The sequence below is a fragment of the Exiguobacterium sp. s83 genome (genome assembly GCF_018617095.1).
Taxonomy (GTDB): Bacteria; Bacillota; Bacilli; order Exiguobacteriales; family Exiguobacteriaceae; genus Exiguobacterium; species Exiguobacterium profundum.
In genome coordinates this window covers 473,432-497,054 of record NZ_JACSJP010000001.1, presented here as the reverse complement: position 1 = coordinate 497,054, position 23,623 = coordinate 473,432, and the positions used below count along the sequence as shown (strand labels likewise).

Genomic DNA, 23,623 nt, shown 5'->3' with positions numbered 1-23,623 from the left:
GCTACTTCCCTTTCCCATGATGAATCACAGCAAGTTCATCCATCATTTGTTGCTCTGTAAGTTTAGCTACCGTCATCTCTTGCATGCTGACCTTTTCATGTAGCGTCACGTATTTCTTTTCTTCCACCACTTTACCGAGCAATCGTTCTTGCGACGCATGATAGCGATTGCGGGCCTGTTGTACGACGAGCTGTTGCGTTTCGATTTGACGTTTCACTTGCTCTCGCGTCTTTTCTCGATACTGCGACATGAGAAGGTCGATGTTTCCAGATTGTTCGTCTTGGTGTTTGATGAGCGACTCATACATGAGAAGAAGGTCATATAGCTTCTCCATCTCTGTCTCAAGTCTTGCCTTAAATCCTCTGACTTCTATGGCGGCATCTTCTTTTTCATGTTCCGCAATCGGCATGATTCGTTCTAATATGAGTCTGTTCATGATTCACCTCGTGCGATATGTGACAAGTGGGTCATCGTCTGTTCGAAAGCAGCATCTTCTTCAATCGATTGTTTTAAAAACGTCAACAAGTATGGATATTTATCCACGGCAGTATCAATCGCAGGATTGGTGCCTTTTTTATACGCTCCGATATTGATTAAATCTTCCGCATCGATATAGGTCGCAAGCCAGCTGCGGAACGTTTGGGCCGCCTCCTTATGTGCCGGAGAAGCGATTTGGTTCATGACCCGGCTGATTGATTTCAGTACATGGATTGCCGGGAATTGCCCACGGTTTGCGAGCGCCCGGTCCATGACGAAGTGTCCGTCTAAAATCCCACGCACCGCATCGGCAATCGGTTCATTCATATCATCTCCGTCGACGAGGACCGTATAGAACGCAGTGATCGACCCTGATGCCGCTGTCCCGCTTCGCTCTAGTAGTTGAGGCAACATGGCGAATACGGACGGGGTGTACCCTTTCGATGTCGGAGGTTCGCCCGTCGCGAGACCAATTTCACGCTGCGCCATCGCAAATCGTGTCACCGAGTCCATCATCAAGACCACTTCTTTCCCTTGGTCCCGGAAGTACTCGGCAATCGCGGTCGCCGTGTAAGCTCCCTTCAACCGAACAAGCGGGGGTTGGTCGCTTGTCGCTACAATCACGACGGAACGAGCCATGCCTTCTGGTCCGAGCTCCTTTTCGATGAACTCTTTTACTTCCCGGCCCCGTTCTCCAATCAAGGCGATGACGTTAATGTCGGCTGAAGAACGTTTGGCAATCATTCCGAGCAAGGTCGACTTCCCGACACCGGAGCCGGCGAACAAACCGACCCGTTGCCCTTTACCTACAGTCAACAGCCCATCGATCATCCGGACACCGGTCGACAGTGCATCCAAAATCCTCGGTCGATTCAACGGGTTAGGGGGTTTGCGTTGAACATCATAACGCTTACCGGTCACAAGTCGTTCACCTGACAGGGGACGCCCTAAACCATCGAGCACTTGACCAATCAACTCTTCCCCTACAGGAACTTGAAGCATTTTCCCCGTTCCTTTGACTAGACAGCCAGGCGCGATTTGTGTGGTTTCACCGTATGGCATGAGAAGGACGCGCTCTTCATTGAATCCGACGACCTCAGCTTCGACTGTTTCATTCGAAGGAAGGACAATCAAACAGCGCTCTCCGACAAACGCACTCGGTCCGTTCGACTCAATCATCAAGCCGATGACTCGACAAACTCGACCGATTTTTCGTGTGAACTCGCCGTCTGTAGACTGTTTAATCGAGCCGAGAACCTGCTCAATAAGCGCCATCCGCTAGAACCTCCTCGATTTTGGCTTGGATCCGTTCGAAACTATATGTCAAATCGACTTCATTGCCACGATGTGGCGACTCGATTCGAACTGCTGTCTCATCCAATGATCCGTCCCCTCGATATTTCAGAGGAGGTGTCTCTACTGTCCGCCACATCGCTTCGAATCGCTGAATCGAGGCAAGACGTGTCGGATGAACAAAGATTGTAAGTGCTTCGGCATCGATCATGTGTGACATCTGATCACGAATCATCGTCGCAAACAGTTCTTCATCTTTTCGGACAAGGTCTGTCGTCACGTGTGCACTGACTGTAACGGCCAATTCAATGAGTTGTTCTTCCGCTCGCCTCCACTTTTCTTCAAATAAGAGTTCGAGTTCGGTCGAAATGGAATTCAAACGCGTCGTGATCTCTTCAAATTCAGCCAATCCATCCTGCCTACCTTGAAGGAGACCTTCTTGGTATCCTTCTGAACGCGCTTCTTCAAACACTTGTTGCTTCAACCGCTCCAACTGTTCGACTTCCGTCTGCTGAAACTGTTGGAACGCTTCTTCGTCCTGCTTCAACTTCTCATAGCGTGATTGGATGACATCCCCATGATCGATTCCGTCATTCGGTTCTATAACGGGTGTCTCTAATCGCTTCGATTCAATTCGTTGCGGGGTATTCGATGTTGCACGTTGGCGTTTAATTACATTAGACAACGATGTCATCTCCTCCACCTCGACTGATTACAATCTCACCGACGTCCTCTAGACGACGAATGATTCCGACGATTCGACTCTGTGCCTCTTCGACGTCACGCAACCGCACCGGCCCCATGAATTCCATATCTTCTTTGAACGTTTCAACCATACGTTGAGACATGTTCTTGAAGATGATTTGTTTGACTTCTTCTGAAGAGACCTTGAGTGCAAGCAACAAGTCGTCGTTCGCCACTTCGCGAATGATTCGTTGAATCGCACGAGAGTCGAGCGTGACGATATCTTCGAAGACGAACATTCGCTTCTTGATTTCTTCTGCGAGTTCTGGATCTTCGATTTCGAGCGCATCGAGGATGGTGCGTTCCGTCGTCCGGTCGACACCGTTCAAGACTTCGACGACCGCCTCGATTCCACCCGACTGGGCATAATCTTGCATATCTGTCTGTGACAAGTTCTTTTCTAGAATCTGCTCCACCTCATGGATGACGTCTGGATTGAGTCGATCCATCGTCGCAATCCGTTTCGCGACTTCCGATTGAATCTCAGGTGGAAGTTCCGACAGGATCTGCCCTGACTTGACCGGTTCTAAATGCGCTAAGATTAACGCAATCGTCTGAGGATGCTCGTTTTGAATAAAGTTCAATAACTGTTTCGGGTCTGCTTTTCGTGCAAACTCGAACGGTCTGACCTGTAAGGTGGAAGTCAGACGATGAATCAATGCCATCGCCTTGTCTTCACCAACTGCTTTTTCAAGGACAGTTTTCGCAAACCCGATTCCACCCTGAGTGATATAACTTTGTGCCATGGCGAGTTCATGGAACTCACCGAGAATACTATCCTTTTCTTCCGGGGACACTTTTTTTAACGCTGAAATTTGAAGCGTCAGTTGTTCCATCTCTTCTTCTGAAAGATGTTTGTAGACGTTCGCTGCCACTTCAGGTCCCAGGGAAATCATGAGCATCGCTGCTTTTTCGCGATTCGATTGTTTTGCATAGTTCACGTTACTCACTCCTCAGACATCCAAGTACGAAGCAGTTTAGCAAACTCTTCTGGATTACTTTCAGCTAATTTTTCTAACTGTTTCTTCTTCACTGCACCTTCGCCTCGCTCTTCGAGGTCTAGGTCAGGTACTTCATCTTCATATGGAACTTCCCATTCGTTCGTCTCTTCCACAACCTCTTGCTTCCGTCTACGCATCGCGAAGAAGATCAAGGCAAGAATTACGACTGCACCCGCCGCTGCCGCATACATCCACCAAGGTGTCGGTTGCTCTGTTGCTGCAACCTCTTCCACTTCAGCGAACGGTCTCGACACGACGACAACTTTCTGTTCGAGTTCAGCATCCGTGATGGCTTCATCCGTCTTCGCTAACGACGTCCGAATAATGGAATACATCATCGTCTCGAGGTCGCCTTCTAACTGCGGATCGATACTTGTTGCGCCATCTGGTGGTTCAACGATGAGTTGGACTCCGAGGTCACGAATCGTATATGGTGCGTTTTGAATCTGCTTCGTGATGCGGTTGACCTCGTAATTGATGATTTCATGATTCTTTTCACTTTCTTCTGTGCCATCGCCAGTCGCTGCCGGGAAGTTGATTGTGTCGTTCTCACCAGTTCCCGTCGCTTCTGTCGCCGTACCTGTTCCGCCAGTGTATGCTTCAGCAATCCGCTCGGCAGACGTGACGATGCCTTCCATGTTTTCTTCATCGACCGGTGTGACAAGATTCTGTTCTTCAGCCGTTTGTGTCGTGTCGATGTCTGCTGTGACGGAAACGAGTACGCTCCGTTCGCCGAGTAGAACCGAGAGCATCTGTTGGATTTGTTGACGTACGTCTTTTTCGACTTGTCGCTTCAACGCCAATGGATCTGACGAGGAACCTCCAGCAACAACAGTCTGGTCGAGATCATAATACGTGAAGTATTGGTCCATAATTGAAATGTTTTCCGGTTTCAAGTTCGGGACACTCTTACTAATCAAATGATAGAGACCTTTTACTGTGTTTGGTTCTAAATTCGTCCCCGCTCCGATGTTCAAGACGATGGACGCGGTAGGCTCACCTTGATCTTCTGCCAAGAAGACAGACTTCTCAGGAAGTGAGATGATGACTTTCGCTTGATTGATTCCTTCAATCTGTGTGATGAGTCGCTCTAGCTCCGTCTGCATCGCACTACGTTCGATGACAGCCATCTCACGGTCTGTCGTTCCGAACCCTGCGTTTTCGCTGAAGAAACTATAATCAATCGAGCCGGACTTTGGAATCCCGGCAGCAGCCAAACTCACTTTCAACTGATCGACCATTTCAGTCGGCACATACACGCTCACACCGTTCGAAGTCGCCTTGATTTCCGACTGTACCCCGTCTGCTGTCAACTTCTCTGTCACTTCGCCCGCTTCTTGAGCAGACAAGTTTGTATAGAGAGGTGCCATGTTTGGCCTTGAAAGGAAGAATGTGAGTACGAGGGCCGCGATTAGTATGACCGCGATCGAGATGCCCCATACGAGTTTACGTTTCGCTGGCATCGCCTTTAATGCACCGGTCATGGATTTGAATCGTTCTTTTAATTGTTCATTCATCGCAACTTGTCATCCTCTACAATTAAACTTGCATTCGCATCATTTCTTGATAGGCCTCAACAGCCTTGTTCCTCACCTCGATGGCAAGTTGCATCGCAATCGACGACTCTTCACTTTGAATCATCACCTGATGAAGGTCAGCTTTCCCGACCGCCAAATCTTTACGGGCTTGACTAGTCGCTTGTTGTGTCTCATTCAATGCGTTCATCGCTTCATTCAAGTATGACCCAAATTGAGATGGGTTCGTTTTATTCAGTGATGGCGTGAGTTCTGGGCTCATCAATTGAATTGGATTAATTTGCATCCGTTAACACTCCTTATCCTTTACCAATCTCCATCGCTTTTACGAGCATCGCCTTCGAGGCGTTCATCGCTGCAATGTTTGCTTCGTACGAACGAGTCGCACCCATCAAATCGACCATTTCTTTCAAGAGATCGACGTTCGGCATTTGTACGTACCCTCGCTCATCCGCATCGGGATGATTCGGGTTATAAGCCAATTTATACGGTGCATCGTCTTCGATGATTTGAGATACCTGCACCCCTCCATTAACGGCATCCATTTGCTTCCGGAATGGCGCTTCTTGCAACACGGTCATCTTTCGTGTGTATGGTTGCCACTCTCCGTCCACGAGTCTCCCGCGAGTCGTCTGAGCGTTGGCGATGTTCGCCGACACGGTATCCATTCGTAGCCGTTGTGACGTCAACGCTGAAGCTGAAATATGAAAACTATCAAACATTCCCATTGATTAACGACCTCCCCGAATAACAGATTTTAATCCCCCGAGCCTACGATTCAATTGCTCCATCATCGCCTCATACTGGAGTTGGTTTCGTGCCAGCTCACTCATTTCATAATCCAAGTCGACGTTGTTGCCATCACTCCTCATGGCGCCACCAGCACGATCGATGACCTTCGACTGGGTCGAGTCACTCGGACGACCACCTTGCAGCTTGAGTCGCATCTCACTCTGAAGCGTCTGCTCAAACACAGCCTGTTTGGCTTTGAAATTCGGCGTATCAATGTTTGAAAGGTTATGACTGATGACCTTTTGGTTAAGGACTGAATGGTTGATGGCTTGCTTTAGTAATTGATAGTCACTACCAATCCAATTCACGGCGTTCACTCACTTTCATATAATGACTACTAAATATACCTCATTTGGAAAATCTACTATTTCATTGAAACAAATCTGTAACAGTTCTGAAAGATATTTTTTAAAACATAGGTAAATGGCTTAATATCTTTTTGTCGAAATCACGTCAAAAGGTGAAAATAATTACTTTTGTACTAAAAAAAACCGCCTCCTTATCAAGGAAAGCGGTTTTTTAGGAATAAAGTCCCTTTTAAAAGTGTTTTCAATGGAAATTACACATCGAAAGTTGTATTTCAGTTTGATTTCAGTTTTTGCAATTCAAACAAGAAGTTGTCATTTAATATCTTGATATACGTTCCTTTCATTCCTAAAGAACGTGATTCAATGACCCCTGCACTTTCTAATTTCCGAAGTGCGTTGACGATGACCGAACGCGTGATTCCCACTCTGTCGGCAATTTTGGAAGCAACTAGCAATCCTTCGTTTCCACCAAGCTCTTCGAAGATATGTTCGATTGCCTCAAGCTCTGAATACGATAACGAGTTAATCGCCATCTGGACGACTGCTTTCTTACGTGCCGACGTTTCTGCTTCCGCAGCCTTCTCACGAAGGATCTCCATTCCAACTACAGTTGCAGAGTACTCCGCGAGAACGAGGTCATCTTCTGTGAATTCATTCGCCAATCGACCGAGTACGAGCGTACCTAAACGTTCTCCTCCACCGATGATTGGAACAATCGTCGTCATGGAGTTGAGGAATAGATCGTGGTTCTCGACTGGGAATGCTGTATATTCACTATCGATATCGATGTTCGCTGTCGTTTCTTTCACATTGAACAAGTTCGAAGCATATGGCTCCGGGAACTGTCGATCGACTAAGAATGCTTTCATCCGGTCATTCTCAATCTGTTGTTTGATTGCAAAACCGAGAAGTCGTCCCCGACGACTCACGATAAACGTGTTGGACTCAAGGACTTCACGCATTTTGTCCGCCATTTCTTTAAAGTCAACGTGCGCACTTGCCTCTTGTTGAAGCATTGTGTTTAATTGGCGTGTTTTTTCTAGTAAGTTCATATTCTCTATTTCCTCCCTGTATGTGCATACAGAATCTTATAATATATATTGGCTCAAATCACGATCGTCGGCGATGGAACCGACTTTTGCTTGTACGTAAGCTGGTGTGATTTCTACGGTTGTTTGTGGCATATCTGCCGCTTCAAATGATAAATCTTCTAAAACGCGCTCCATTATAGTATAGAGGCGACGTGCACCGATGTCATCGGTCTCCCGATTGACATGTGTCGCAATTTTCGCAATTTCTTCAATGGCCTCATGCGTGAAACGGACCGTGATTTCTTCAGATTCTAACAAGGCCGTATATTGTTTAATGAGTGCCTGTGACGGTTCCGTCAAAATCTTGACGAAGTCTTCTTCCGTCAAGCTGCTCAATTCAACACGAATTGGGAAGCGTCCTTGTAGCTCTGGAATCAGGTCAGACGGCTTAGCCATATGGAATGCACCGGCCGCGATGAAAAGAACATGATCCGTTTTAACCGGTCCATACTTCGTGACGACCGTAGATCCTTCTACAATCGGAAGAATGTCACGCTGCACCCCTTCACGGGATACTCCGGCGTGATCTTGTGATTTTGTGGCGATCTTATCGATTTCATCCACGAAGATGATACCCATCTGTTCACTGCGCCGCACGGCTTCATCGTGGACTTCGTTCAAGTCCAGCAAGTTCTCTGCTTCTTCAGCAATGAGAAGCGGTCTTGCTTCACGAACCGTCAGCTTACGTTGTTTCCGTTTCTTTGGAACGATTTGACCGAGCATATCCTGAAGATTCGACAAACCTTCCATCCCTTGACCTTGAAACAAATCCATCGTCTGCTTTTCTTCTAATTCCACTTCAATCACGCGTTCTTCGAGTTCACCGAGTTCGAGCAAGCGTCGAAGTTGCGAACGGTCATTATTGGATGTGTCCGACGTGGTTTCTGGCTGTTGTGTCTGTCCGCCGAACAACGCTTCGAACGGATTCGATGCAGTAGGTGTCGCTTTTGCTTTTCCTTGTAGCGCATCTAAAAGGCGTTCCGTCGCCGCACGTTCCGCCGGCTCCTTCACATCTTCTTTTTTCTCTTCTTTGACAAGACGAACCGATGCCTCAACGAGGTCGCGCACCATCGACTCGACGTCACGACCGACGTAACCAACTTCCGTAAATTTCGTTGCTTCTACTTTCACAAACGGTGCACCGACAAGCTTAGCTAACCGTCGAGCAATTTCGGTCTTTCCGACCCCGGTCGGTCCGATCATCAAAATATTTTTTGGTGTAACCTCATCGCGAAGGTCTGCACTTAACTTTTGACGTCGATAGCGATTTCGTAGAGCAATCGAAACTGCTCGCTTGGCATCCTTTTGTCCGATTACAAAACGGTCTAACTCCGTTACGATTTGTCTAGGTGTCAACTCTCGGTTCATTCAGCAGCGCCTCCAATCGTTTCTACAATGACTTGATCATTTGTATACACGCAAAGCTCACCAGCGATTTCAAGAGCGGCACGCGCGATTTCTTCAGCAGACTTTTCAGCAGAATGGCGTACGAGTGCGCGACCTGCCGCTAAGGCGTAGTTCCCACCGGATCCGATTGCAAGAATTCCATCGTCCGGCTCAATCACTTCTCCATTCCCAGAGACGAGCAAAAGATGATCGGCATCCATCACAATCAATAGTGCCTCGAGTTGACGCAACATCTTATCCCCACGCCATTCTTTCGCAAGTTCTACCGCTGCTCGCGGCAAGTTACCGTTATACATTTCAAGTTTCGATTCAAACTTTTCAAACAATGTGAAAGCATCGGCTACGCTACCTGCAAAACCGGCAACGACTTTCCCGCCATAAAGGCGTCTGACTTTCTTCGCCTTGTTTTTCATGATGACGGCATTCCCGAATGTGACTTGGCCATCTCCACTCATCGCACATTGGCCATTGTGTCGAACTGCAAAAATCGTTGTTGCATGAAACATATCGTAACCTCCTACTTTCTTGGATGTGTCGCTTGATAAATCGACCGAAGTCGTTCGGTCGATACATGGGTATACCGCCCGGTCGTCGACAAGGACTCATGCCCAAGCAACTCTTGGACGGCACGCAAGTCCGCTCCCCGTTCTAACAAATCCGTCGCAAAGCTGTGTCGCAACGAGTGCGGGGTAAGTGGTTTATGTACCCCACTGTCTTTTCTCAAACGTTTCATGACATAGCGGATTTGGTCTGTTGTCATCCGATTCCCTTTTTGACTCAAAAATAATGCGGTTTCTGTCGGGAGCCCGACACCTTTGCGTAATTCGATATAACGCTGCAAAGCATGTACGGCATATTGCCCGATCGGGACGTATCGTTCTTTCTTCCCTTTTCCCATCACATGGACAAAGGATAAAACCTCATCGAACGAGGAAAGGTTCATCCCACACAGTTCAGCGACGCGGATTCCCGTCCCATAGAGCACTTCTACGATGGCGACGTCCCTCGCCTGTAAAAAAGGATCTTCCTGCCTCGAGGCAGCCTCCAACAGTTGCTCGACTTCCGTCGGGACGGCAAAGGTCGGCAAGGACTGTCTCTTTTTCGGTGAGGTCAGGTCGTGGAACAACGGTTCTCCACCTTGTTCTCTTGCCATAAACTTCCCGAATTGCTTGAAACAAGATACTTTTTGGGACACCGTGGACGCGGCCAATTGTTTCTCATAAAGGACATATAAATAACGCCGCGCCGTCTGAGCATCGTAGGGATCTTGATGCGTCGATTGGCAATATGCGGCGTACTGGTCGAGCGTTTGCTCGTAGGAGCGTTTCGTATGAGGAGACAGTCGACGTTCAATTTGGCAGTAGCGCAAAAAGGATTGTCGATCCTCTAAAAATCCCATTTTATCGCCTCCTCGATGACTCGTAAAAACGCATGTTCTCGTCAAATCGAAATTAGCATAGCATACAGAATGTAAGGTGACAATAGATAGCCGTTCAATAATCTGAAAATTTTCAAAGTATGAAACAAAATACACAATTGAAATTTTACTTCAAAACAAAAGAGCCAAAAAATGGCTCTCCTGTTCAAAGATCTTTATACTGTTGGATCGTTTCTAACGCACGGTTCGCGTAACGCTCGTACCGTTCTTGTTTCTTCATCTTTTTCGGAGCGTCTTCTAGTGATGGCACCAATCCGAAGTTTGCATTCATCGGTTGGAAGTGCTTCCCGTCGGCTGTCGTGATATAATGCGCCATCGAACCAAGCATCGTCTCACGCGGGAGAACGACGAGTTCTTCACCTGCGATCATCTTCGCCGCATTGATCCCAGCTAGAAGCCCGGACGCTGCCGACTCCACATATCCTTCTACCCCTGTCATCTGACCGGCGAAGAAGAGCGTGTCACGTGTACGCGCCTGATACGTCGGCTTGAGTAAGCTCGGTGAGTTGATGAACGTGTTACGGTGCATGACACCGTATCGGACGATGTCCGCATTCTCGAGTCCCGGGATGAGACGGATGATGCGCTTCTGTTCGCCCCACTTCAAATGTGTTTGGAAGCCTACCAAGTTATACAGTGTGCCCGCCGAGTTGTCTTGACGAAGCTGAACGACGGCATATGGACGTTTTCCTGTCTTCGGGTCTTCTAATCCGACCGGCTTCATCGGTCCGAAAAGAAGCGTCTTCTTCCCACGCTCGGCCATGACTTCAAACGGCATGCATCCTTCAAAGTAAATCTCTTTTTCAAACTCTTTTAGCGGAACGACTTCTGCCTTGATCAACTCTTCGTAAAACACATCAAACTCTTCTTCTGTCATCGGACAGTTCAAGTAAGCGGCTTCACCTTTGTCGTAACGAGACTTCAAATAGACTTTATCCCGATCAATCGTATCACCATCTAGAATTGGTGCTGCCGCGTCATAGAAGTAGAGATAATCTTCTCCTGTGAACGCCTTGAGTGATGCAGAGAGGTCAGGGGAGGTCAACGGGCCAGTCGCCACGATGACGATCCCTTCAGGAATCTCTTTGAGCTCTTCGTTGTGCACTGTGACATTCTCGTGGTTCTTTAGCTTCTCGGTGATGAATCCGGCAAACTCATGACGATCGACGGCAAGGGCACCCCCAGCAGGTACACTTGCCGTGTCCGCCGCCTTTAAGATGAGCGAGTCAAGCGTACGCATTTCTTCTTTCAAGACACCTACGGCATTTTGAAGACCGTTCGCACGTAGCGAGTTCGAACAAACGAGCTCCGCAAATTGATCCGTGTGGTGCGCCGGTGTTTGACGAACCGGTCTCATTTCATACAAATCTACTTGAATACCGCGCTTAGCGAGTTGCCAAGCCGCTTCGGAGCCGGCCAATCCAGCTCCGATTACAGTTACACGTTGTTGCAACATTAATCCTCCTCTTGCTGATGTACCTCGGTGTGGGTACAGTTCGTACATTGATATTTCACGCCGTCTTTAATTTTCTTCTCGACCATCAAACTGTCGCATACAGGACACGGTTTCGCAACCGGTTTATCCCATGAGACGAATTCACATTCCGGATAGTTCGAGCAACCATAGAAGAGACGACCTTTTTTACTGCGACGTTCCACGATTTGTCCATCCTTACAGTTCGGACACGGGACACCGATTTCGACTTGTACCGGTTTCGTGTTCGTACAGTTCGGGAAGTTCGAGCACGCCATGAACTTGCCGTAGCGTCCCATCTTGATGACCATTGGTGACCCACAGACTTCACAATCAATTCCGGCAGGTTCATCTTTCACTTCGATTTTCTCGATTTCTTCTTCAGCACGCTTCAATCGTTTCTCGAAAGAACGATAAATCGGAGCGACGACTTCCGTCCACTCGACTTCCTTATGCTCGATCGAATCAAGAAGGGTCTCCATGTCGGCCGTGAACTGGACCGTGATGAAGTCGTTGAAATACTCATCAATCATCTCGATGACGAGTTCTCCAAGTTCAGTCGGTAAAAACTTTTTCTCCTCGAGAACGACATAACCGCGTCGTTGGATCGTGTCAAGTGTCGGCGCGTACGTCGACGGACGACCAATCCCGAGTTCTTCCATCGCTCGAACGAGTCGCGCCTCTGTATAACGAGGTGGCGGTTGTGTGAAGTGTTGTTTCGGCTCAATCGTTTCAAACGTCACGGTATCATCCACTTCGAGAGGTGGCAATAATCCTTCCTTCTCTTGGTTCGTGTCCTCAATGTCATCGTCTTTCGACTCGATATACACTTTCATGAAACCAGGGAATTTGACTGTCGACCCGTTCGCACGGAAAATCATCCCGTTCGACTCGACGTCGATTTTGACCGTATCGAGAACGGCTGGCGCCATTTGGCTCGCAATCAATCGTTCCCAAATCAACTTATACAGTCGCAACTGGTCACGTGACAGATAAGGCTTCAAGGAAGCTGGGTCGCGGAGTGCCGAAGTCGGACGAATCGCTTCGTGCGCGTCTTGGGCATTCGCTGATTTCTTTTCTTTTTGTTTCTGTAAGGCGACATACTCTTCACCGAATGTCGATTCGATATATTCCTTCGCCTCCGTCTTCGCCAAATCAGAGATACGTGTCGAGTCGGTACGCATATACGTAATCAGACCGACTGTACCCTCTTTTTTGCCGAGATCGATTCCTTCATATAATTGCTGCGCGAGCATCATGGTCTTCTTCGCACGGAAATTCAATTTACGGGCAGCATCCTGCTGCAATGAACTGGTCGTGAACGGTAGCGAAGCGTTCCGCTTCCGTTCTTTCTTCGTTACATCAATGACTTTAAACGTATCATCGATGGTATCGAGGACAGATTGTGCATCTTCTTCAGACTTCAATTCCATCTTCTTCCCATCTTTTCCGTAAAATGAAGTCTCGAACGTTTCCCCATCATGATTTAAATCAAGTTTAATCGTCCAGTACTCTTCCGGGTCGAACGCGTTAATTTCACGTTCACGGTCGATAATCATCTTCACGGCTACCGATTGAACTCGCCCTGCAGACAATCCTTTTTTGACTTTCTTCCATAATAATGGACTCATCCCGTATCCGACAAGACGATCTAAAATGCGTCGGGCTTGTTGTGCATCGACGAGATCGTGATTGATCTTACGTGGATGTTTAAACGATTCTTTAATCGCATCTTTCGTGATTTCGTTAAAGACGACACGACATTCTGTCGTTTCATCGACACCGAGTGCGCGTGCTAAATGCCAAGCAATCGCTTCCCCTTCTCTATCGGGGTCGGCCGCGAGAAAGATTTTTGTCGCTTTTTTCGCTGCTGTCTTCAATTCTTTCAATACCGGTCCTTTACCACGGATGGTAATATACTTCGGTTCAAAGTCGTGTTCGACGTCTACACCGAGTTGACTTTTAGGCAAGTCAATCACGTGCCCCATCGAAGCTTTGACCATATAATTCGGACCTAAATAACGTTTAATTGTTTTTGCTTTCGCAGGTGATTCGACGATCACCAGATATTTTGCCATACATCTGCTCCCCTTTTAGAGGTCATTTAAATCCCTACCATAATATTCATGTTCTCACCGGTTTGTCAACGTACAATCTTGAGATCTCGAATAATTTGATCGGAATTCGTCAATGGAATCGCACCTTCTTCAATCAATCGGTTCGGACCTTCTGCGAGTGGATCAAGGGGTGAACCAGGTACCGCAAATACCGTTTTTCCTTGCTCTAGGGCATGTCCGACCGTATTCATCGTCCCGCTCTTTCGTCTCGCCTGTATAACGACCAACGCATCACCAAGACCACTGACCAAACGATTTCTTTCCAAAAATTGAAATTTTTGAATCGGCGTGTTTGGTACATATTCACTTAGCAAGACTCCCTCTTGCGGAATCTGTAAAAGAATGTCTCGGTTCGCCGCCGGATAGAGCCGGTCCAGTCCAGCTCCGAGTACCGCCACGGTCGGGCGATGCGTGCGGAGGGCATGGGCGTGGACGAGCCCATCGATTCCGAGGGCGCCACCTGAAACAGATACAGTTTCTTCTATTAAAGAGTGATAGTGATTCACGAGCGATTGACTGATACGATTCAACTCACGACTTCCGACCATCGCAGTCGTTCTTTCTTGTAGTACCTCTAAATCTCCATGATAAAACAAGCAATATGGTGGGTTAGGGATGTCGAGTAACCGTTTCGGGAACAAGTCATCTTCCCATGTGACGAAATGTTTATACGATTCCGGTGCTTGGAAGGCTCGTTCGGCCCGTCTCCAGACATATTCAGAAAATTGTGTGCGATGTGCCCCGAGTGTTCCGTTCAAATAATGATGCACAAACTCAACTGGCATTCGCGCTGCAGCAAACCGAGCTATTGTTTGATTCATCACAAACTCTCCTTTAAAAAAATGAGGGATGCAAGCATCCCTCAAGATTCTTATGTCGTCGGTTGACCCGTGACACACGCTTCGTATAATCCTTGCTGTTTCAAGACACGAATCAATGTTTCACCGATGACCGCCGGTGTTTCAGCGACTTCGATTCCATTCGCGTTCAATGTCTTGATCTTCTCAGCAGCCGTCCCTTTACCACCTGAGATGATTGCGCCCGCATGTCCCATGCGCTTGCCTTCAGGAGCCGTCTGGCCGCCGATGAAACCGATGACTGGTTTCGTCATGTTGGCTTTTACCCATTCAGCTGCCTCTTCTTCAGCCGTTCCACCGATTTCCCCGATCATGATGACCGCTTTCGTGTCCTCATCTTCGTTGAACGCTTTAAGCGTATCGATGAAGTTCGTTCCGTTGACCGGGTCTCCCCCGATTCCAACAGCTGTCGATTGTCCGATACCTGCTGTCGTCAACTGATGAACCGCCTCATACGTGAGCGTCCCAGAACGTGATACGATTCCGACGTGCCCTTTCGTATGAATGTAGCCAGGCATGATGCCAAGTTTCGCTTCTCCAGGTGTGATGATACCAGGACAGTTCGGTCCGATTAAACGAGCCGGTTTGTCCTCGAGATAGCGTTTCACTTGAATCATGTCCACAACTGGGATTCCTTCTGTGATACAGATGATGAGCTCGATGCCGCTATCAGCCGCTTCCATGATCGAATCTGCTGCGAAAGCAGGTGGAACATAGATGATCGATGCATTGGCACCAGTCGCTTCGACCGCTTCAGACACGGTGTTGAAGACTGGAACGTTGTCGAGGACCGTCGTGCCACCTTTACCAGGTGTGACACCACCGACTAATTTCGTGTTATATGCGAGCATCTGTTCACCGTGGAACAGACCTTGCTTCCCTGTAATCCCTTGAATGATTACTTTCGTATCTTTATCCGCCCAAATACTCATGTCGTTTCCCCCTTATCGAACAAGTGCTGCGATTTTTTCTGCACCGTCAGCCATCGAGTTGGCCGTCGTGATCGCAAGTCCAGATTCATCGAGAATGCGCTTCCCGGCATCAACGTTCGTTCCTTCTAAGCGAACGACGAGTGGTAAGTCGAGTCCGATTTCTTTCGTCGCAGCGACAATCCCCTCTGCGATGATGTCACACTTCATGATTCCACCGAAAATGTTAACGAAGATCCCTTTGACCTGGTCATCAGACAAGATCAACTTGAATGCTTCTGTTACTTTTTCTTTCGTCGCACCGCCACCTACGTCGAGGAAGTTAGCGGGTTCAGCGCCGTAATGCTTGATGATATCCATCGTAGCCATCGCAAGACCGGCACCGTTGACGAGACAACCGATGTTTCCGTCGAGTGCGATGTAGCTGAGGTCGTGTTTCGACGCTTCCACTTCACGTGGGTCTTCTTCCGTCGTATCACGAAGCGCAAGGATGTCCGAGTGACGATAGAGCGCGTTGCTATCGAAGTTCAACTTCGCATCGAGCGCGATGACGTTACCGTCTTTCGTCGTGACGAGCGGGTTGATTTCCGCGATTGTGCAATCTGTCTCGACGTACACTTTGTACAACTTCATGACCATGTCACTGAACTTGTTGACGAGTTTCGTCGGGACTTCCATTTTGAATGCGAGACGACGCGCCTGGAATGGACGTAAGCCCACGACCGGGTCGACGATCTCTTTATGAATCTTCTCTGGTGTATGTTCAGCGACTTCTTCGATGTCCATTCCACCTTCAGATGAACCCATGATGACAATTCGGCCGATCGAACGGTCAAGCACGAGTCCTAAGTAAAATTCTTGGTCAATCGCGGAACCTTCTTCGATATAGAGACGCTGGACAACTTTTCCTTCCGGACCTGTTTGGTGTGTCACGAGCGTTTTCCCGAGAATCTCTGAAGCATATTGCTTCACTTCTTCATCTGTCTTCGCAAGTTTAACGCCACCCGCTTTACCGCGGCCACCTGCGTGGATTTGAGCTTTTACTACCTTCACTTCACCTTCAAGCTTCGCAGCAGCTGCCACAGCTTCTTCAACAGTAAAGGCCGGATAACCCGTCGGAACGGCTACCCCAAACTCTCTTAACAATTCTTTCGCCTGATACTCATGGATATTCATATGTTTTCCCCCTTAGTCCCCTTTAATATCGGCACGTCTATTGTAACGAAAAACTGAAAGCGCTGTCTATCGTTCTTGCTTTAAGTTTTCATCTTTTTTTCACATATATCCCTAGACAAATCAAATTTTATCCTGTTCCATCTGATAAAGAAACACAAAAAGTTCGGCAATGACCTGATAAACGTCCTCCGGGATTTGCTCTTCGATGTTCAACGCCGACAGTAACGAGAGGAGCGCTGGGTCTTCATGAACAGGAACTCCGTTCGCTAAAGCAATCTCAAGCATCCGCTCGGCGACGATTCCCGTTCCCTTCGCTACGACGTGCGGCGCATCCATCGACTGCTCATAGGAGAGCGCAATCGCTTTCTTCTGGTCTTTCATATTTGGAGGTCCACCTTTCCGAGTGGCGCGAACGTAGCCGGAACATGTTCACGCTTCGCTTCATACGAAAATGAAGACAGTTCGAACGACACCTTTTTTAGGCCTTCTTTCAAAAGTGGTTCGTATGTACGGACGTATGGAGCCAAATCGTGTTGCTCATTGAATACACGTACGGACACGTAACGCTTTTGAATCAACACATCAATCCCGGTCTCACCATATCGCGGCGTTTCAAGAAACAAGACGATCCGCGCATGATCCGAGTCCATCGTCTCTCGTTTCGGGGCCTCTAGACGAAGTTGAACGTTTTCAAACGGACCCAATTGCGGTATGTGAAATGCTTGGGCGACGAACGGCGGGCTTTGGCTCGCGTTGAACGCTTCCTGCGCACGCACGAACTGCTCGAACTTCGGCTCACCTTTCGCTTTGAACAGTTCCCCGACGAGCGCCTTTACATCCTGACCTGCGCCGCTTTCTAACGCGTTTTTCCCGGCCGCCTTCACGGATTCTGGCGTCAGCATCGGCTCCCGCATCAAGCGTCCGAGCTGTTCTCCTAACGCTTGCAGCGGCGACTTGGCAGCCATGAGCGATTCCGTCGCTTGCGTGACGACTTTCAAGACGAGCTTCGGTTCGACGTCCGTGACGACCAGCTTATACGTGACGTTCTCTTTCACGTTCGCATTGACGCCGACCCGGAAAATCCCTTGGGGCAGTTGCATGACCGCCTCGTTGCCAGGTAAGAGCTGCAACACCTTTCCGACGACTGTGTTCCCTAGTAATAGCGGGCGTGACGTCTGTTCCGTCACTTTGAACGGCATCACCCCTTGATGATCGATCCGCAACGTGACCACTCCTTTCACATATGCTTGATGGGGGCGAACGTACGGCGATGAATCGGAGTCACCCCAAGGCGTCTTAACCCTTCTAAATGAGTCTCTGTTCCATATCCTGCGTTTTTCGCAAATCCGTATCCAGGATACGTCAAATCATATTCTTCCATCATCCGGTCCCTTACCACCTTAGCGACGACACTTGCCGCGGCTATCGACACACTGAGCGTGTCCCCTTTAACCAATGACTGTTGAGGGATGTCGAGCTCGAGTTTCATGGCGTCAATCAATAGGGCGTCTACTTCTCCGACTTGATGGATCGCCTCTGTCATCGCAAGCTTCGTCGCCTCATAGATGTTAATCTCATCGATTACCGCGGGCTCGACGATCCCGACACCGACCTCTGCGACCTCGATGATGTGTGCGTATGCCGCGTCCCTCGCCGCTTTGGTCATTTTTTTTGAATCATTCAATCCCGGGAGGTAGAACCCATCCGGCAACAAGACCGCCGCTGCCACGACCGGTCCCGCAAGCGGCCCCCGTCCGACCTCATCGACTCCGACAATTCGAGTGAAGCCTTCCGCCTTCCATTCACGTTCATACGTCATGCGACGTTCGAAATCGTCCTGTAACGCCCGTTCTCGCTCGAATTGGCGCTGTTTTTGCCGTAGCAACGTTTGCACGCCCGCTCGAGGGTCTCGTGACAAGGTCGGGAAGATGTATACCCATTCTTCATATCGGATGTCCTCTAGTTGTTGTTTAATCTGTTGAATCGTCACGGTCTTCCTCCTATTCAAAAAAGCCCTGTGTGCACAGGGCTTTACGCCATTTCGTGATCAGCCGGTGTCTCAAGGGAGATCCGTCCGATTTTTTCATGTCGTAGTTCATTTAAAAGTAGTTCGCTCGCCTTTTCGAAATCGACGTAACCACCACTGATGAGACCACGCTTTTTCCCGATCAACTCAAGGAGCTCCACGCCGTCCTCGGGTAACGTTTCAAGTTTGAATCGTTCCTTTAATTGTTCCGGATAACGAGCATGCAACTCGCGAACCGTATACAAGGCGATATCATCCAAGTTGAGAATCTCGTCTTTGATGGCGCCGGTCGCGGCTAGACGATATCCGACAAGTTGATCCTCGAACTTCGGCCAGAGAATCCCCGGCGTGTCCAACAGTTCCATCTCGCCGCCTTTCATCTTGATCCACTGTTGACGCTTCGTCACACCAGGACGGTCGCCCGTGATAGCAATGTTTCGTCCAGCGAGACGGTTGATGAGCGTCGACTTCCCGACGTTCGGGATTCCGATGATGAGCGCACGGATCGGTCCGGGGTTACGCCCCTTCTCACGCATCCGGTCATGCTTTTCTTTCATCAACTTCTGAGCACCCGTGATGAGCTGTTTTAAGCCTTTGCTATGCTTCGCGTCGACAGCGACAACCTCGACTTCTTCGCGTTTCAAGGCACGTAACCACGCCTCCGTCACGACGGGGTCGGCCATGTCTGCTTTGTTCAAGACGATGAGACGGGGTTTTCCCGCTGTAATCTCATCGACCATCGGGTTGCGACTCGACTGAGGCACGCGTGCATCTACGAGTTCGATGACGACATCGATTAGCTTTAATTTTTCAGTTACTTGTCTTCTTGCTTTGGCCATGTGGCCAGGAAACCATTGAATTGCCAAAAAAGCACCACCTTAATCTTCTACCGTGCCAACATCATCGAGTGGCCAGAAGATGAAGTTCGTCTTGCCGACAATCTCCTCTTTCGACACAAATCCGATCTCACGGCTGTCTTTCGAGTTTTGACGATTGTCTCCCATGACGAAGTATGATTCCTCTGGAACGACCGACTCACCCGTCACTTGTTCGAGTGTGAAGTTCTCCGTCAACGGGAACCCGTTCATCTGGGCACGAAACTCGTCTAAATACGGCTCTTCGACCGCTTCACCGTTAATATAAAGTACATCATCTCGATATTCGAGCGTGTCGCCTGGGATGGCGATGACACGTTTAATATAGTCTTTTGATTCAGTCGCATGGAATACGACGATATCACCTCGGTCTAGCTCCCCAACATAGTTCGAAATTTTACTGACGATCATTCGATCCGCATTGTGGAGTGTCGGCATCATCGACTCTCCTTCAACGATGACAGGAACGAAGATGAACGTCCGGATGACGAACGCGATGACAAGAGCGACCACGATGGCTTTTAGCCAACTAAACACTTCTTTCAACTTCACTCACTCCTCTATCCATTTGAACTTATTGTACTAGAAAAAAAGAAGCTTGTCGCAAGCGACAAGCTTAATTCCCATCTTAACGACGGATTTCTTTAATACGTGCTGCTTTACCGCGAAGGTTACGGAGGTAGTAAAGTTTCGCACGGCGAACTTTACCGTAGCGTACGACTTCGATTTGTGCAACGCGTGGTGAGTGAAGCGGGAATGCACGCTCAACACCTACGCCGTAAGAAATCTTACGGACTGTGAATGTTTCGCTGATGCCGCCACCTTTACGCTTGATTACAACACCTTCGAAGATCTGGATACGCTCACGCGTTCCCTCTACAACTTTAACGTGGACACGTACTGTGTCACCAGGACGGAAAGCAGGTACGTCCGATTTGAATTGTTCTTCTGTGATTTCACGGAACAGTTTTTGTGTGTTCATGAATCATATCTCCTTTTTCTTCAATGTTCATATCTTCATATGCCCAAGCATCCAATAGCGGAACATCGGTAATCGATGGGTTTAACCCACATGCTCAAACATAGCATATATTTCTCAATCGCGCAACGATTGCAGAAACTTTTTATCGACATCCGTCAACTCGACATGTTCGAGCAAATCCGGACGTCGTCGATACGTGCGTTCGAGCGATTGCTCTCGGCGCCATGCCTCGATCCGGGCGTGATTTCCCGACAAGAGCACTTCCGGCACGGTCAATCCACGAAAATCAGCCGGTCGTGTATAGTGAGGGTATTCCAAGAGACCAGTCGAGAACGAGTCGTCTTCATGGCTCGCCTGATCGCCAAGTACATCCGGAATGAGCCTTACGGTCGCATCAATCATGACCATCGTCGCGAGCTCTCCACCTGTCAAAACGAAATCACCGATCGACACCTCGTCGGTCGCCAGTTCATCATGGATCCGTTGGTCGAACCCTTCATAATGTCCACATAGAAAGACCAGATGTTCCTCCTTGGCCCATTCTTCGGCCATTCGTTGATTGAACGGTTTTCCGGTAGGCGTCGTGAGAATGACCCTTGGGCTCTTCGCCTCAAGGGAATGAAATGCATCAAAGATCGGCTGCGGCGTGAGCAACATGCCCGCTCCACCGCCGTACGGATAATCATCGACTTTATGATGCTTGTTCGTTGAAAAGTCCCGAAAATTGAGGAACGACATCTCCACTTGCCCGAGCGTCTTCGCCCGACCGACGATGGAGTGATCGAGCGCATGAAACATCTCGGGGAACAACGTCAATACATCAATCTTCATCGTCAATCATTCCAGGGATCGGCGTGATGACGACACGCTTCGCATCGACATCAATCTCTTGGACGACCGATTCGATATAAGGGATGAGCGCGTCCGACTTTCCTGGTCGTTTGATGACCCATACGTCGTTCGCTCCATTCGTTTCAAAGATGTCGTCGACGACACCAATGACTTCCCCATCCACGACAGCCTCACAGCCGATGATTTCATGATAATAATATTCGTGTTCGTCCAAGTCGTGGACGTGTTCGGCGTGGACATATAGTTTCAGCCCTTTATATTTTTCAATGAGATTGATATTGTCAAACCCTTTGAATGTGACGAGGTGAAACTGCTTATGAGGACGATACGTCGTGATCGTCATTTCTTGTTTCGTTCCGTCGACATCAAGAAACAACGTGTTTCCTTTTTTAAATCGCTCTTCTGGAAAGTCTGTCGCCGCCAAAATCTTCACTTCCCCTTTTAGGCCGTGCGTATTGGCGATTTTCCCTACATATAACCAGTCCATCTTTTTCCCTCCTCAACAAAATAGGCCGACCTCAGAAAAGGTCGGCCACATCATTACTTCGCGTTTTTCGCGTTGTGGAATTTCTCCATGATCCCTGCTTTAGAGAACAAGTTGCGTACTGTGTCAGATGGCTTCGCGCCGTCTGCCAACCATTTGAGAGCGAGTTCTTCGTTGATGCGAACTTCTGCTTCTGGTTTTGCAACCGGGTTGTAGTGACCAACTTGCTCGATGAAGCGACCGTCACGTGGTGAACGTGAGTCTGCTACAACGATACGGTAGAAAGGTGATTTTTTTGCGCCCATGCGCTTAAGACGAATTTTAACTGCCATGGTAATATACCTCCATCATGTGTTTAAGAATTGACAACTTTTATAGTATACAGCTTTTTCGTTCGACTGACAAAAGATTTTGTTAGAAGAATGGAAGGCCGAGACCTTTTTTCTTCCCTTTCATTTGTCCTGACATTTGTTTCATCATCTTCTTCATGTCATCGAACTGTTTGATGAGACGGTTCACTTCTTGAATCGAGCGACCGCTCCCTTTTGCGATCCGCTTACGACGACTCGCGTTGAGCACTTCCGGATTGGCGCGCTCATGTTTCGTCATCGAGCGAATGATCGCTTCGACGTGATCGAGTTGTTTCTCGTCGATTTGGACGTTCTTCAACCCTTTCATCTTACCTGCACCAGGTAACATCGAAAGTAATTCATCAATTGGTCCCATGTTTTTCACTTGGGCCAACTGTTCAATGAAATCATCGAACGTGAATGACGCGTCACGAATTTTGCTTTCAAGCTCCTTCGCTGCGTCTTGGTCCATCTGTGTCTCGGCTTTTTCAATGAGCGAGAGCACGTCCCCCATTCCAAGGATCCGTGACGCCATGCGTTCCGGGTGGAATGGTTCGAGGGCATCCAACTTTTCTCCGAGACCGACGAATTTAATCGGCGCTCCCGTGACTGCCTTGATCGAAAGGGCTGCCCCGCCTCGTGTATCTCCGTCGAGCTTTGTGAGCACGACCCCGGTGATTCCGAGTTTCTCATTGAAACTGTCGGCCACATTGACCGCATCTTGACCCGTCATCGAATCGACGACGAGGAAGATCTCATTTGGTTTGGCAATCGTCTTCACATTTTCGAGCTCGCCCATAAGCGTCTCATCGATATGAAGGCGACCGGCCGTATCGATCAACACGAAATCGTGATGATTTGTTTTTGCGTACTCGAGTGCCTTCGTCACAATCTCTTCCGGCTTCACTTGATCACCAAGTGAGAAGACCGGTAAATCGAGTTGTTTTCCGAGTGTCTCGAGCTGCTTGATTGCCGCCGGACGGTAAATGTCCGCCGCGACGAGAAGAGGACTTCGGTTATGCTTTTTACGAATCAAGTTCGCTAGCTTCCCGGTCGTTGTCGTTTTCCCTGCCCCTTGCAGACCGACCATCATGACGACTGTCGGTGGTTTCTGACTGAATGTGATCGGGACGACATCGCTTCCCATCAAGTTCGACAACTCTTCGTGAACGATTTTGACGACTTGTTGACCTGGCGTCAATGATTTCATGACATCCTGACCAACGGCGCGCTCCTTCACGTCATTGACGAATTGCTTGACGACTTTAAAGTTGACGTCGGCTTCGAGGAGGGCGAGGCGTACCTCACGCATCATCTCTTTGACATCGGCCTCCGAGATTTTCCCTTTACCGCGCATTTTTGAAAGTGTCGATTGCAATCGTTCTGATAATCCTTCAAATGCCATGCTTCAGCCC

The 23,623-nt window shown here is 48.7% G+C and carries 27 protein-coding genes; all 27 read right to left on the bottom strand.

Annotation, left to right across the window (positions count from 1 at the left end; translation table 11 throughout):
• Window position 1: 1 nt before the first annotated feature.
• The 27 genes from KNO73_RS02535 to ffh all read right to left on the bottom strand — a co-directional run bounded on the left by KNO73_RS02535 (window position 2) and on the right by ffh (window position 23,613).
• The gene (locus KNO73_RS02535) at window positions 2-436 is read right to left on the bottom strand and encodes a flagellar FliJ family protein (protein WP_159562090.1); all 435 of its coding nucleotides are present in this window, start codon (window positions 434-436) and stop codon (window positions 2-4) included.
• Window positions 433-1,752 (bottom strand): flagellar protein export ATPase FliI, encoded by a 1,320-nt coding sequence (gene fliI, locus KNO73_RS02530; protein WP_078146700.1) that lies wholly within the window; start codon window positions 1,750-1,752, stop codon window positions 433-435. The genes KNO73_RS02535 and fliI overlap by 4 nt, the downstream gene beginning before the upstream one ends.
• A complete protein-coding gene (locus tag KNO73_RS02525; protein WP_078146699.1) occupies window positions 1,739-2,464 on the bottom strand; it encodes a FliH/SctL family protein in 726 nt (241 codons plus the stop codon). The genes fliI and KNO73_RS02525 overlap by 14 nt, the downstream gene beginning before the upstream one ends.
• Window positions 2,448-3,455, bottom strand: a complete 1,008-nt coding sequence (fliG, locus tag KNO73_RS02520; protein WP_026826250.1) for a flagellar motor switch protein FliG — start codon at window positions 3,453-3,455, stop codon at window positions 2,448-2,450. Before fliG ends, KNO73_RS02525 begins: the two co-directional genes overlap by 17 nt.
• 5 nt (window positions 3,456-3,460) lie before the next feature.
• Window positions 3,461-5,032, bottom strand: a complete 1,572-nt coding sequence (fliF, locus tag KNO73_RS02515) for a flagellar basal-body MS-ring/collar protein FliF (protein WP_078146698.1) — start codon at window positions 5,030-5,032, stop codon at window positions 3,461-3,463.
• 22 nt (window positions 5,033-5,054) lie between these two features.
• Window positions 5,055-5,336 carry a flagellar hook-basal body complex protein FliE gene (gene fliE, locus KNO73_RS02510; protein ID WP_074037250.1) on the bottom strand — a complete coding sequence of 94 codons (282 nt, stop codon included), beginning with the start codon at window positions 5,334-5,336 and terminating at the stop codon, window positions 5,055-5,057.
• A gap of 13 nt (window positions 5,337-5,349) precedes the next feature.
• A complete protein-coding gene (gene flgC / locus KNO73_RS02505; RefSeq protein WP_074037252.1) occupies window positions 5,350-5,778 on the bottom strand; it encodes a flagellar basal body rod protein FlgC in 429 nt (142 codons plus the stop codon).
• Between the two features lie 3 nt (window positions 5,779-5,781).
• The gene (gene flgB / locus KNO73_RS02500) at window positions 5,782-6,150 is read right to left on the bottom strand and encodes a flagellar basal body rod protein FlgB (protein WP_074037939.1); all 369 of its coding nucleotides are present in this window, start codon (window positions 6,148-6,150) and stop codon (window positions 5,782-5,784) included.
• A 272-nt stretch (window positions 6,151-6,422) separates the two neighbouring features.
• On the bottom strand, window positions 6,423-7,202 hold the full coding sequence (gene codY / locus KNO73_RS02495; RefSeq protein WP_074037253.1) for a GTP-sensing pleiotropic transcriptional regulator CodY: 780 nt from the start codon (window positions 7,200-7,202) through the stop codon (window positions 6,423-6,425).
• A 36-nt stretch (window positions 7,203-7,238) separates the two neighbouring features.
• A complete protein-coding gene (gene hslU, locus KNO73_RS02490) occupies window positions 7,239-8,609 on the bottom strand; it encodes an ATP-dependent protease ATPase subunit HslU (protein ID WP_074037255.1) in 1,371 nt (456 codons plus the stop codon).
• Window positions 8,606-9,154: an ATP-dependent protease subunit HslV gene (hslV, locus tag KNO73_RS02485; protein WP_078146697.1), complete on the bottom strand. Its 549-nt coding sequence runs from the start codon at window positions 9,152-9,154 to the stop codon at window positions 8,606-8,608. Before hslV ends, hslU begins: the two co-directional genes overlap by 4 nt.
• Before the next feature lie 11 nt (window positions 9,155-9,165).
• A complete protein-coding gene (locus tag KNO73_RS02480; RefSeq protein ID WP_078146696.1) occupies window positions 9,166-10,047 on the bottom strand; it encodes a tyrosine-type recombinase/integrase in 882 nt (293 codons plus the stop codon).
• Window positions 10,048-10,231: 184 nt separating this feature from the next.
• A complete protein-coding gene (gene trmFO / locus KNO73_RS02475; protein ID WP_015881379.1) occupies window positions 10,232-11,542 on the bottom strand; it encodes an FADH(2)-oxidizing methylenetetrahydrofolate--tRNA-(uracil(54)-C(5))-methyltransferase TrmFO in 1,311 nt (436 codons plus the stop codon).
• Window positions 11,542-13,638 (bottom strand): type I DNA topoisomerase, encoded by a 2,097-nt coding sequence (topA, locus tag KNO73_RS02470; protein WP_215112002.1) that lies wholly within the window; start codon window positions 13,636-13,638, stop codon window positions 11,542-11,544. Before topA ends, trmFO begins: the two co-directional genes overlap by 1 nt.
• Before the next feature lie 65 nt (window positions 13,639-13,703).
• Window positions 13,704-14,498, bottom strand: a complete 795-nt coding sequence (dprA, locus tag KNO73_RS02465; protein ID WP_214684486.1) for a DNA-processing protein DprA — start codon at window positions 14,496-14,498, stop codon at window positions 13,704-13,706.
• Window positions 14,499-14,548: 50 nt separating this feature from the next.
• The gene (gene sucD / locus KNO73_RS02460) at window positions 14,549-15,466 is read right to left on the bottom strand and encodes a succinate--CoA ligase subunit alpha (protein ID WP_015881376.1); all 918 of its coding nucleotides are present in this window, start codon (window positions 15,464-15,466) and stop codon (window positions 14,549-14,551) included.
• A 12-nt stretch (window positions 15,467-15,478) separates the two neighbouring features.
• Complete coding sequence (gene sucC / locus KNO73_RS02455; protein WP_078146691.1) at window positions 15,479-16,639, bottom strand: ADP-forming succinate--CoA ligase subunit beta; 1,161 nt, start codon at window positions 16,637-16,639, stop codon at window positions 15,479-15,481.
• 120 nt (window positions 16,640-16,759) lie between these two features.
• Window positions 16,760-17,020, bottom strand: coding sequence for an EscU/YscU/HrcU family type III secretion system export apparatus switch protein (locus KNO73_RS02450; RefSeq protein ID WP_031421639.1), 261 nt, complete (start codon window positions 17,018-17,020; stop codon window positions 16,760-16,762).
• Window positions 17,017-17,871 (bottom strand): hypothetical protein, encoded by an 855-nt coding sequence (locus KNO73_RS02445; RefSeq protein ID WP_240499805.1) that lies wholly within the window; start codon window positions 17,869-17,871, stop codon window positions 17,017-17,019. Before KNO73_RS02445 ends, KNO73_RS02450 begins: the two co-directional genes overlap by 4 nt.
• Window positions 17,872-17,876: 5 nt before the next feature.
• On the bottom strand, window positions 17,877-18,629 hold the full coding sequence (locus KNO73_RS02440) for a ribonuclease HII (protein ID WP_078146689.1): 753 nt from the start codon (window positions 18,627-18,629) through the stop codon (window positions 17,877-17,879).
• A 41-nt stretch (window positions 18,630-18,670) separates the two neighbouring features.
• Entirely contained in the window at window positions 18,671-19,531 is an 861-nt protein-coding gene (gene ylqF, locus KNO73_RS02435; protein ID WP_078146688.1) for a ribosome biogenesis GTPase YlqF, read from the bottom strand.
• Window positions 19,532-19,543: 12 nt separating this feature from the next.
• Window positions 19,544-20,086 carry a signal peptidase I gene (gene lepB / locus KNO73_RS02430; RefSeq protein ID WP_015881370.1) on the bottom strand — a complete coding sequence of 181 codons (543 nt, stop codon included), beginning with the start codon at window positions 20,084-20,086 and terminating at the stop codon, window positions 19,544-19,546.
• 82 nt (window positions 20,087-20,168) lie between these two features.
• Complete coding sequence (rplS, locus tag KNO73_RS02425; protein ID WP_015881369.1) at window positions 20,169-20,522, bottom strand: 50S ribosomal protein L19; 354 nt, start codon at window positions 20,520-20,522, stop codon at window positions 20,169-20,171.
• Window positions 20,523-20,636: 114 nt separating this feature from the next.
• Window positions 20,637-21,353 (bottom strand): tRNA (guanosine(37)-N1)-methyltransferase TrmD, encoded by a 717-nt coding sequence (trmD, locus tag KNO73_RS02420; protein ID WP_078146686.1) that lies wholly within the window; start codon window positions 21,351-21,353, stop codon window positions 20,637-20,639.
• Complete coding sequence (rimM, locus tag KNO73_RS02415; RefSeq protein ID WP_078146685.1) at window positions 21,343-21,861, bottom strand: ribosome maturation factor RimM; 519 nt, start codon at window positions 21,859-21,861, stop codon at window positions 21,343-21,345. The genes trmD and rimM overlap by 11 nt, the downstream gene beginning before the upstream one ends.
• Before the next feature lie 53 nt (window positions 21,862-21,914).
• Window positions 21,915-22,190, bottom strand: coding sequence for a 30S ribosomal protein S16 (gene rpsP / locus KNO73_RS02410; RefSeq protein ID WP_015881366.1), 276 nt, complete (start codon window positions 22,188-22,190; stop codon window positions 21,915-21,917).
• Between the two features lie 82 nt (window positions 22,191-22,272).
• A complete protein-coding gene (gene ffh / locus KNO73_RS02405) occupies window positions 22,273-23,613 on the bottom strand; it encodes a signal recognition particle protein (RefSeq protein ID WP_031421628.1) in 1,341 nt (446 codons plus the stop codon).
• Between the last annotated feature and the right edge of the window lie 10 nt (window positions 23,614-23,623).

Bases quoted from the DNA above. Each gene is read 5' to 3' on its own strand.
- KNO73_RS02535 (WP_159562090.1), bottom strand. From the start codon at position 436: ATGAACAGACTCATATTAGAACGAATCATGCCGATTGCGGAACATGAA.
- fliI (WP_078146700.1), bottom strand. From the start codon at position 1,752: ATGGCGCTTATTGAGCAGGTTCTCGGCTCGATTAAACAGTCTACAGAC.
- KNO73_RS02525 (WP_078146699.1), bottom strand. From the start codon at position 2,464: ATGACATCGTTGTCTAATGTAATTAAACGCCAACGTGCAACATCGAAT.
- fliF (WP_078146698.1), bottom strand. From the start codon at position 5,032: ATGAATGAACAATTAAAAGAACGATTCAAATCCATGACCGGTGCATTA.
- fliE (WP_074037250.1), bottom strand. From the start codon at position 5,336: ATGCAAATTAATCCAATTCAATTGATGAGCCCAGAACTCACGCCATCA.
- flgC (WP_074037252.1), bottom strand. From the start codon at position 5,778: ATGGGAATGTTTGATAGTTTTCATATTTCAGCTTCAGCGTTGACGTCA.
- codY (WP_074037253.1), bottom strand. From the start codon at position 7,202: ATGAACTTACTAGAAAAAACACGCCAATTAAACACAATGCTTCAACAA.
- hslU (WP_074037255.1), bottom strand. From the start codon at position 8,609: ATGAACCGAGAGTTGACACCTAGACAAATCGTAACGGAGTTAGACCGT.
- hslV (WP_078146697.1), bottom strand. From the start codon at position 9,154: ATGTTTCATGCAACAACGATTTTTGCAGTTCGACACAATGGCCAATGT.
- KNO73_RS02480 (WP_078146696.1), bottom strand. From the start codon at position 10,047: ATGGGATTTTTAGAGGATCGACAATCCTTTTTGCGCTACTGCCAAATT.
- trmFO (WP_015881379.1), bottom strand. From the start codon at position 11,542: ATGTTGCAACAACGTGTAACTGTAATCGGAGCTGGATTGGCCGGCTCC.
- topA (WP_215112002.1), bottom strand. From the start codon at position 13,638: ATGGCAAAATATCTGGTGATCGTCGAATCACCTGCGAAAGCAAAAACA.
- dprA (WP_214684486.1), bottom strand. From the start codon at position 14,498: ATGAATCAAACAATAGCTCGGTTTGCTGCAGCGCGAATGCCAGTTGAG.
- sucD (WP_015881376.1), bottom strand. From the start codon at position 15,466: ATGAGTATTTGGGCGGATAAAGATACGAAAGTAATCATTCAAGGGATT.
- sucC (WP_078146691.1), bottom strand. From the start codon at position 16,639: ATGAATATCCATGAGTATCAGGCGAAAGAATTGTTAAGAGAGTTTGGG.
- KNO73_RS02450 (WP_031421639.1), bottom strand. From the start codon at position 17,020: ATGAAAGACCAGAAGAAAGCGATTGCGCTCTCCTATGAGCAGTCGATG.
- rplS (WP_015881369.1), bottom strand. From the start codon at position 20,522: ATGAACACACAAAAACTGTTCCGTGAAATCACAGAAGAACAATTCAAA.
- trmD (WP_078146686.1), bottom strand. From the start codon at position 21,353: ATGAAGATTGATGTATTGACGTTGTTCCCCGAGATGTTTCATGCGCTC.
- rimM (WP_078146685.1), bottom strand. From the start codon at position 21,861: ATGGACTGGTTATATGTAGGGAAAATCGCCAATACGCACGGCCTAAAA.
- rpsP (WP_015881366.1), bottom strand. From the start codon at position 22,190: ATGGCAGTTAAAATTCGTCTTAAGCGCATGGGCGCAAAAAAATCACCT.
- ffh (WP_031421628.1), bottom strand. From the start codon at position 23,613: ATGGCATTTGAAGGATTATCAGAACGATTGCAATCGACACTTTCAAAA.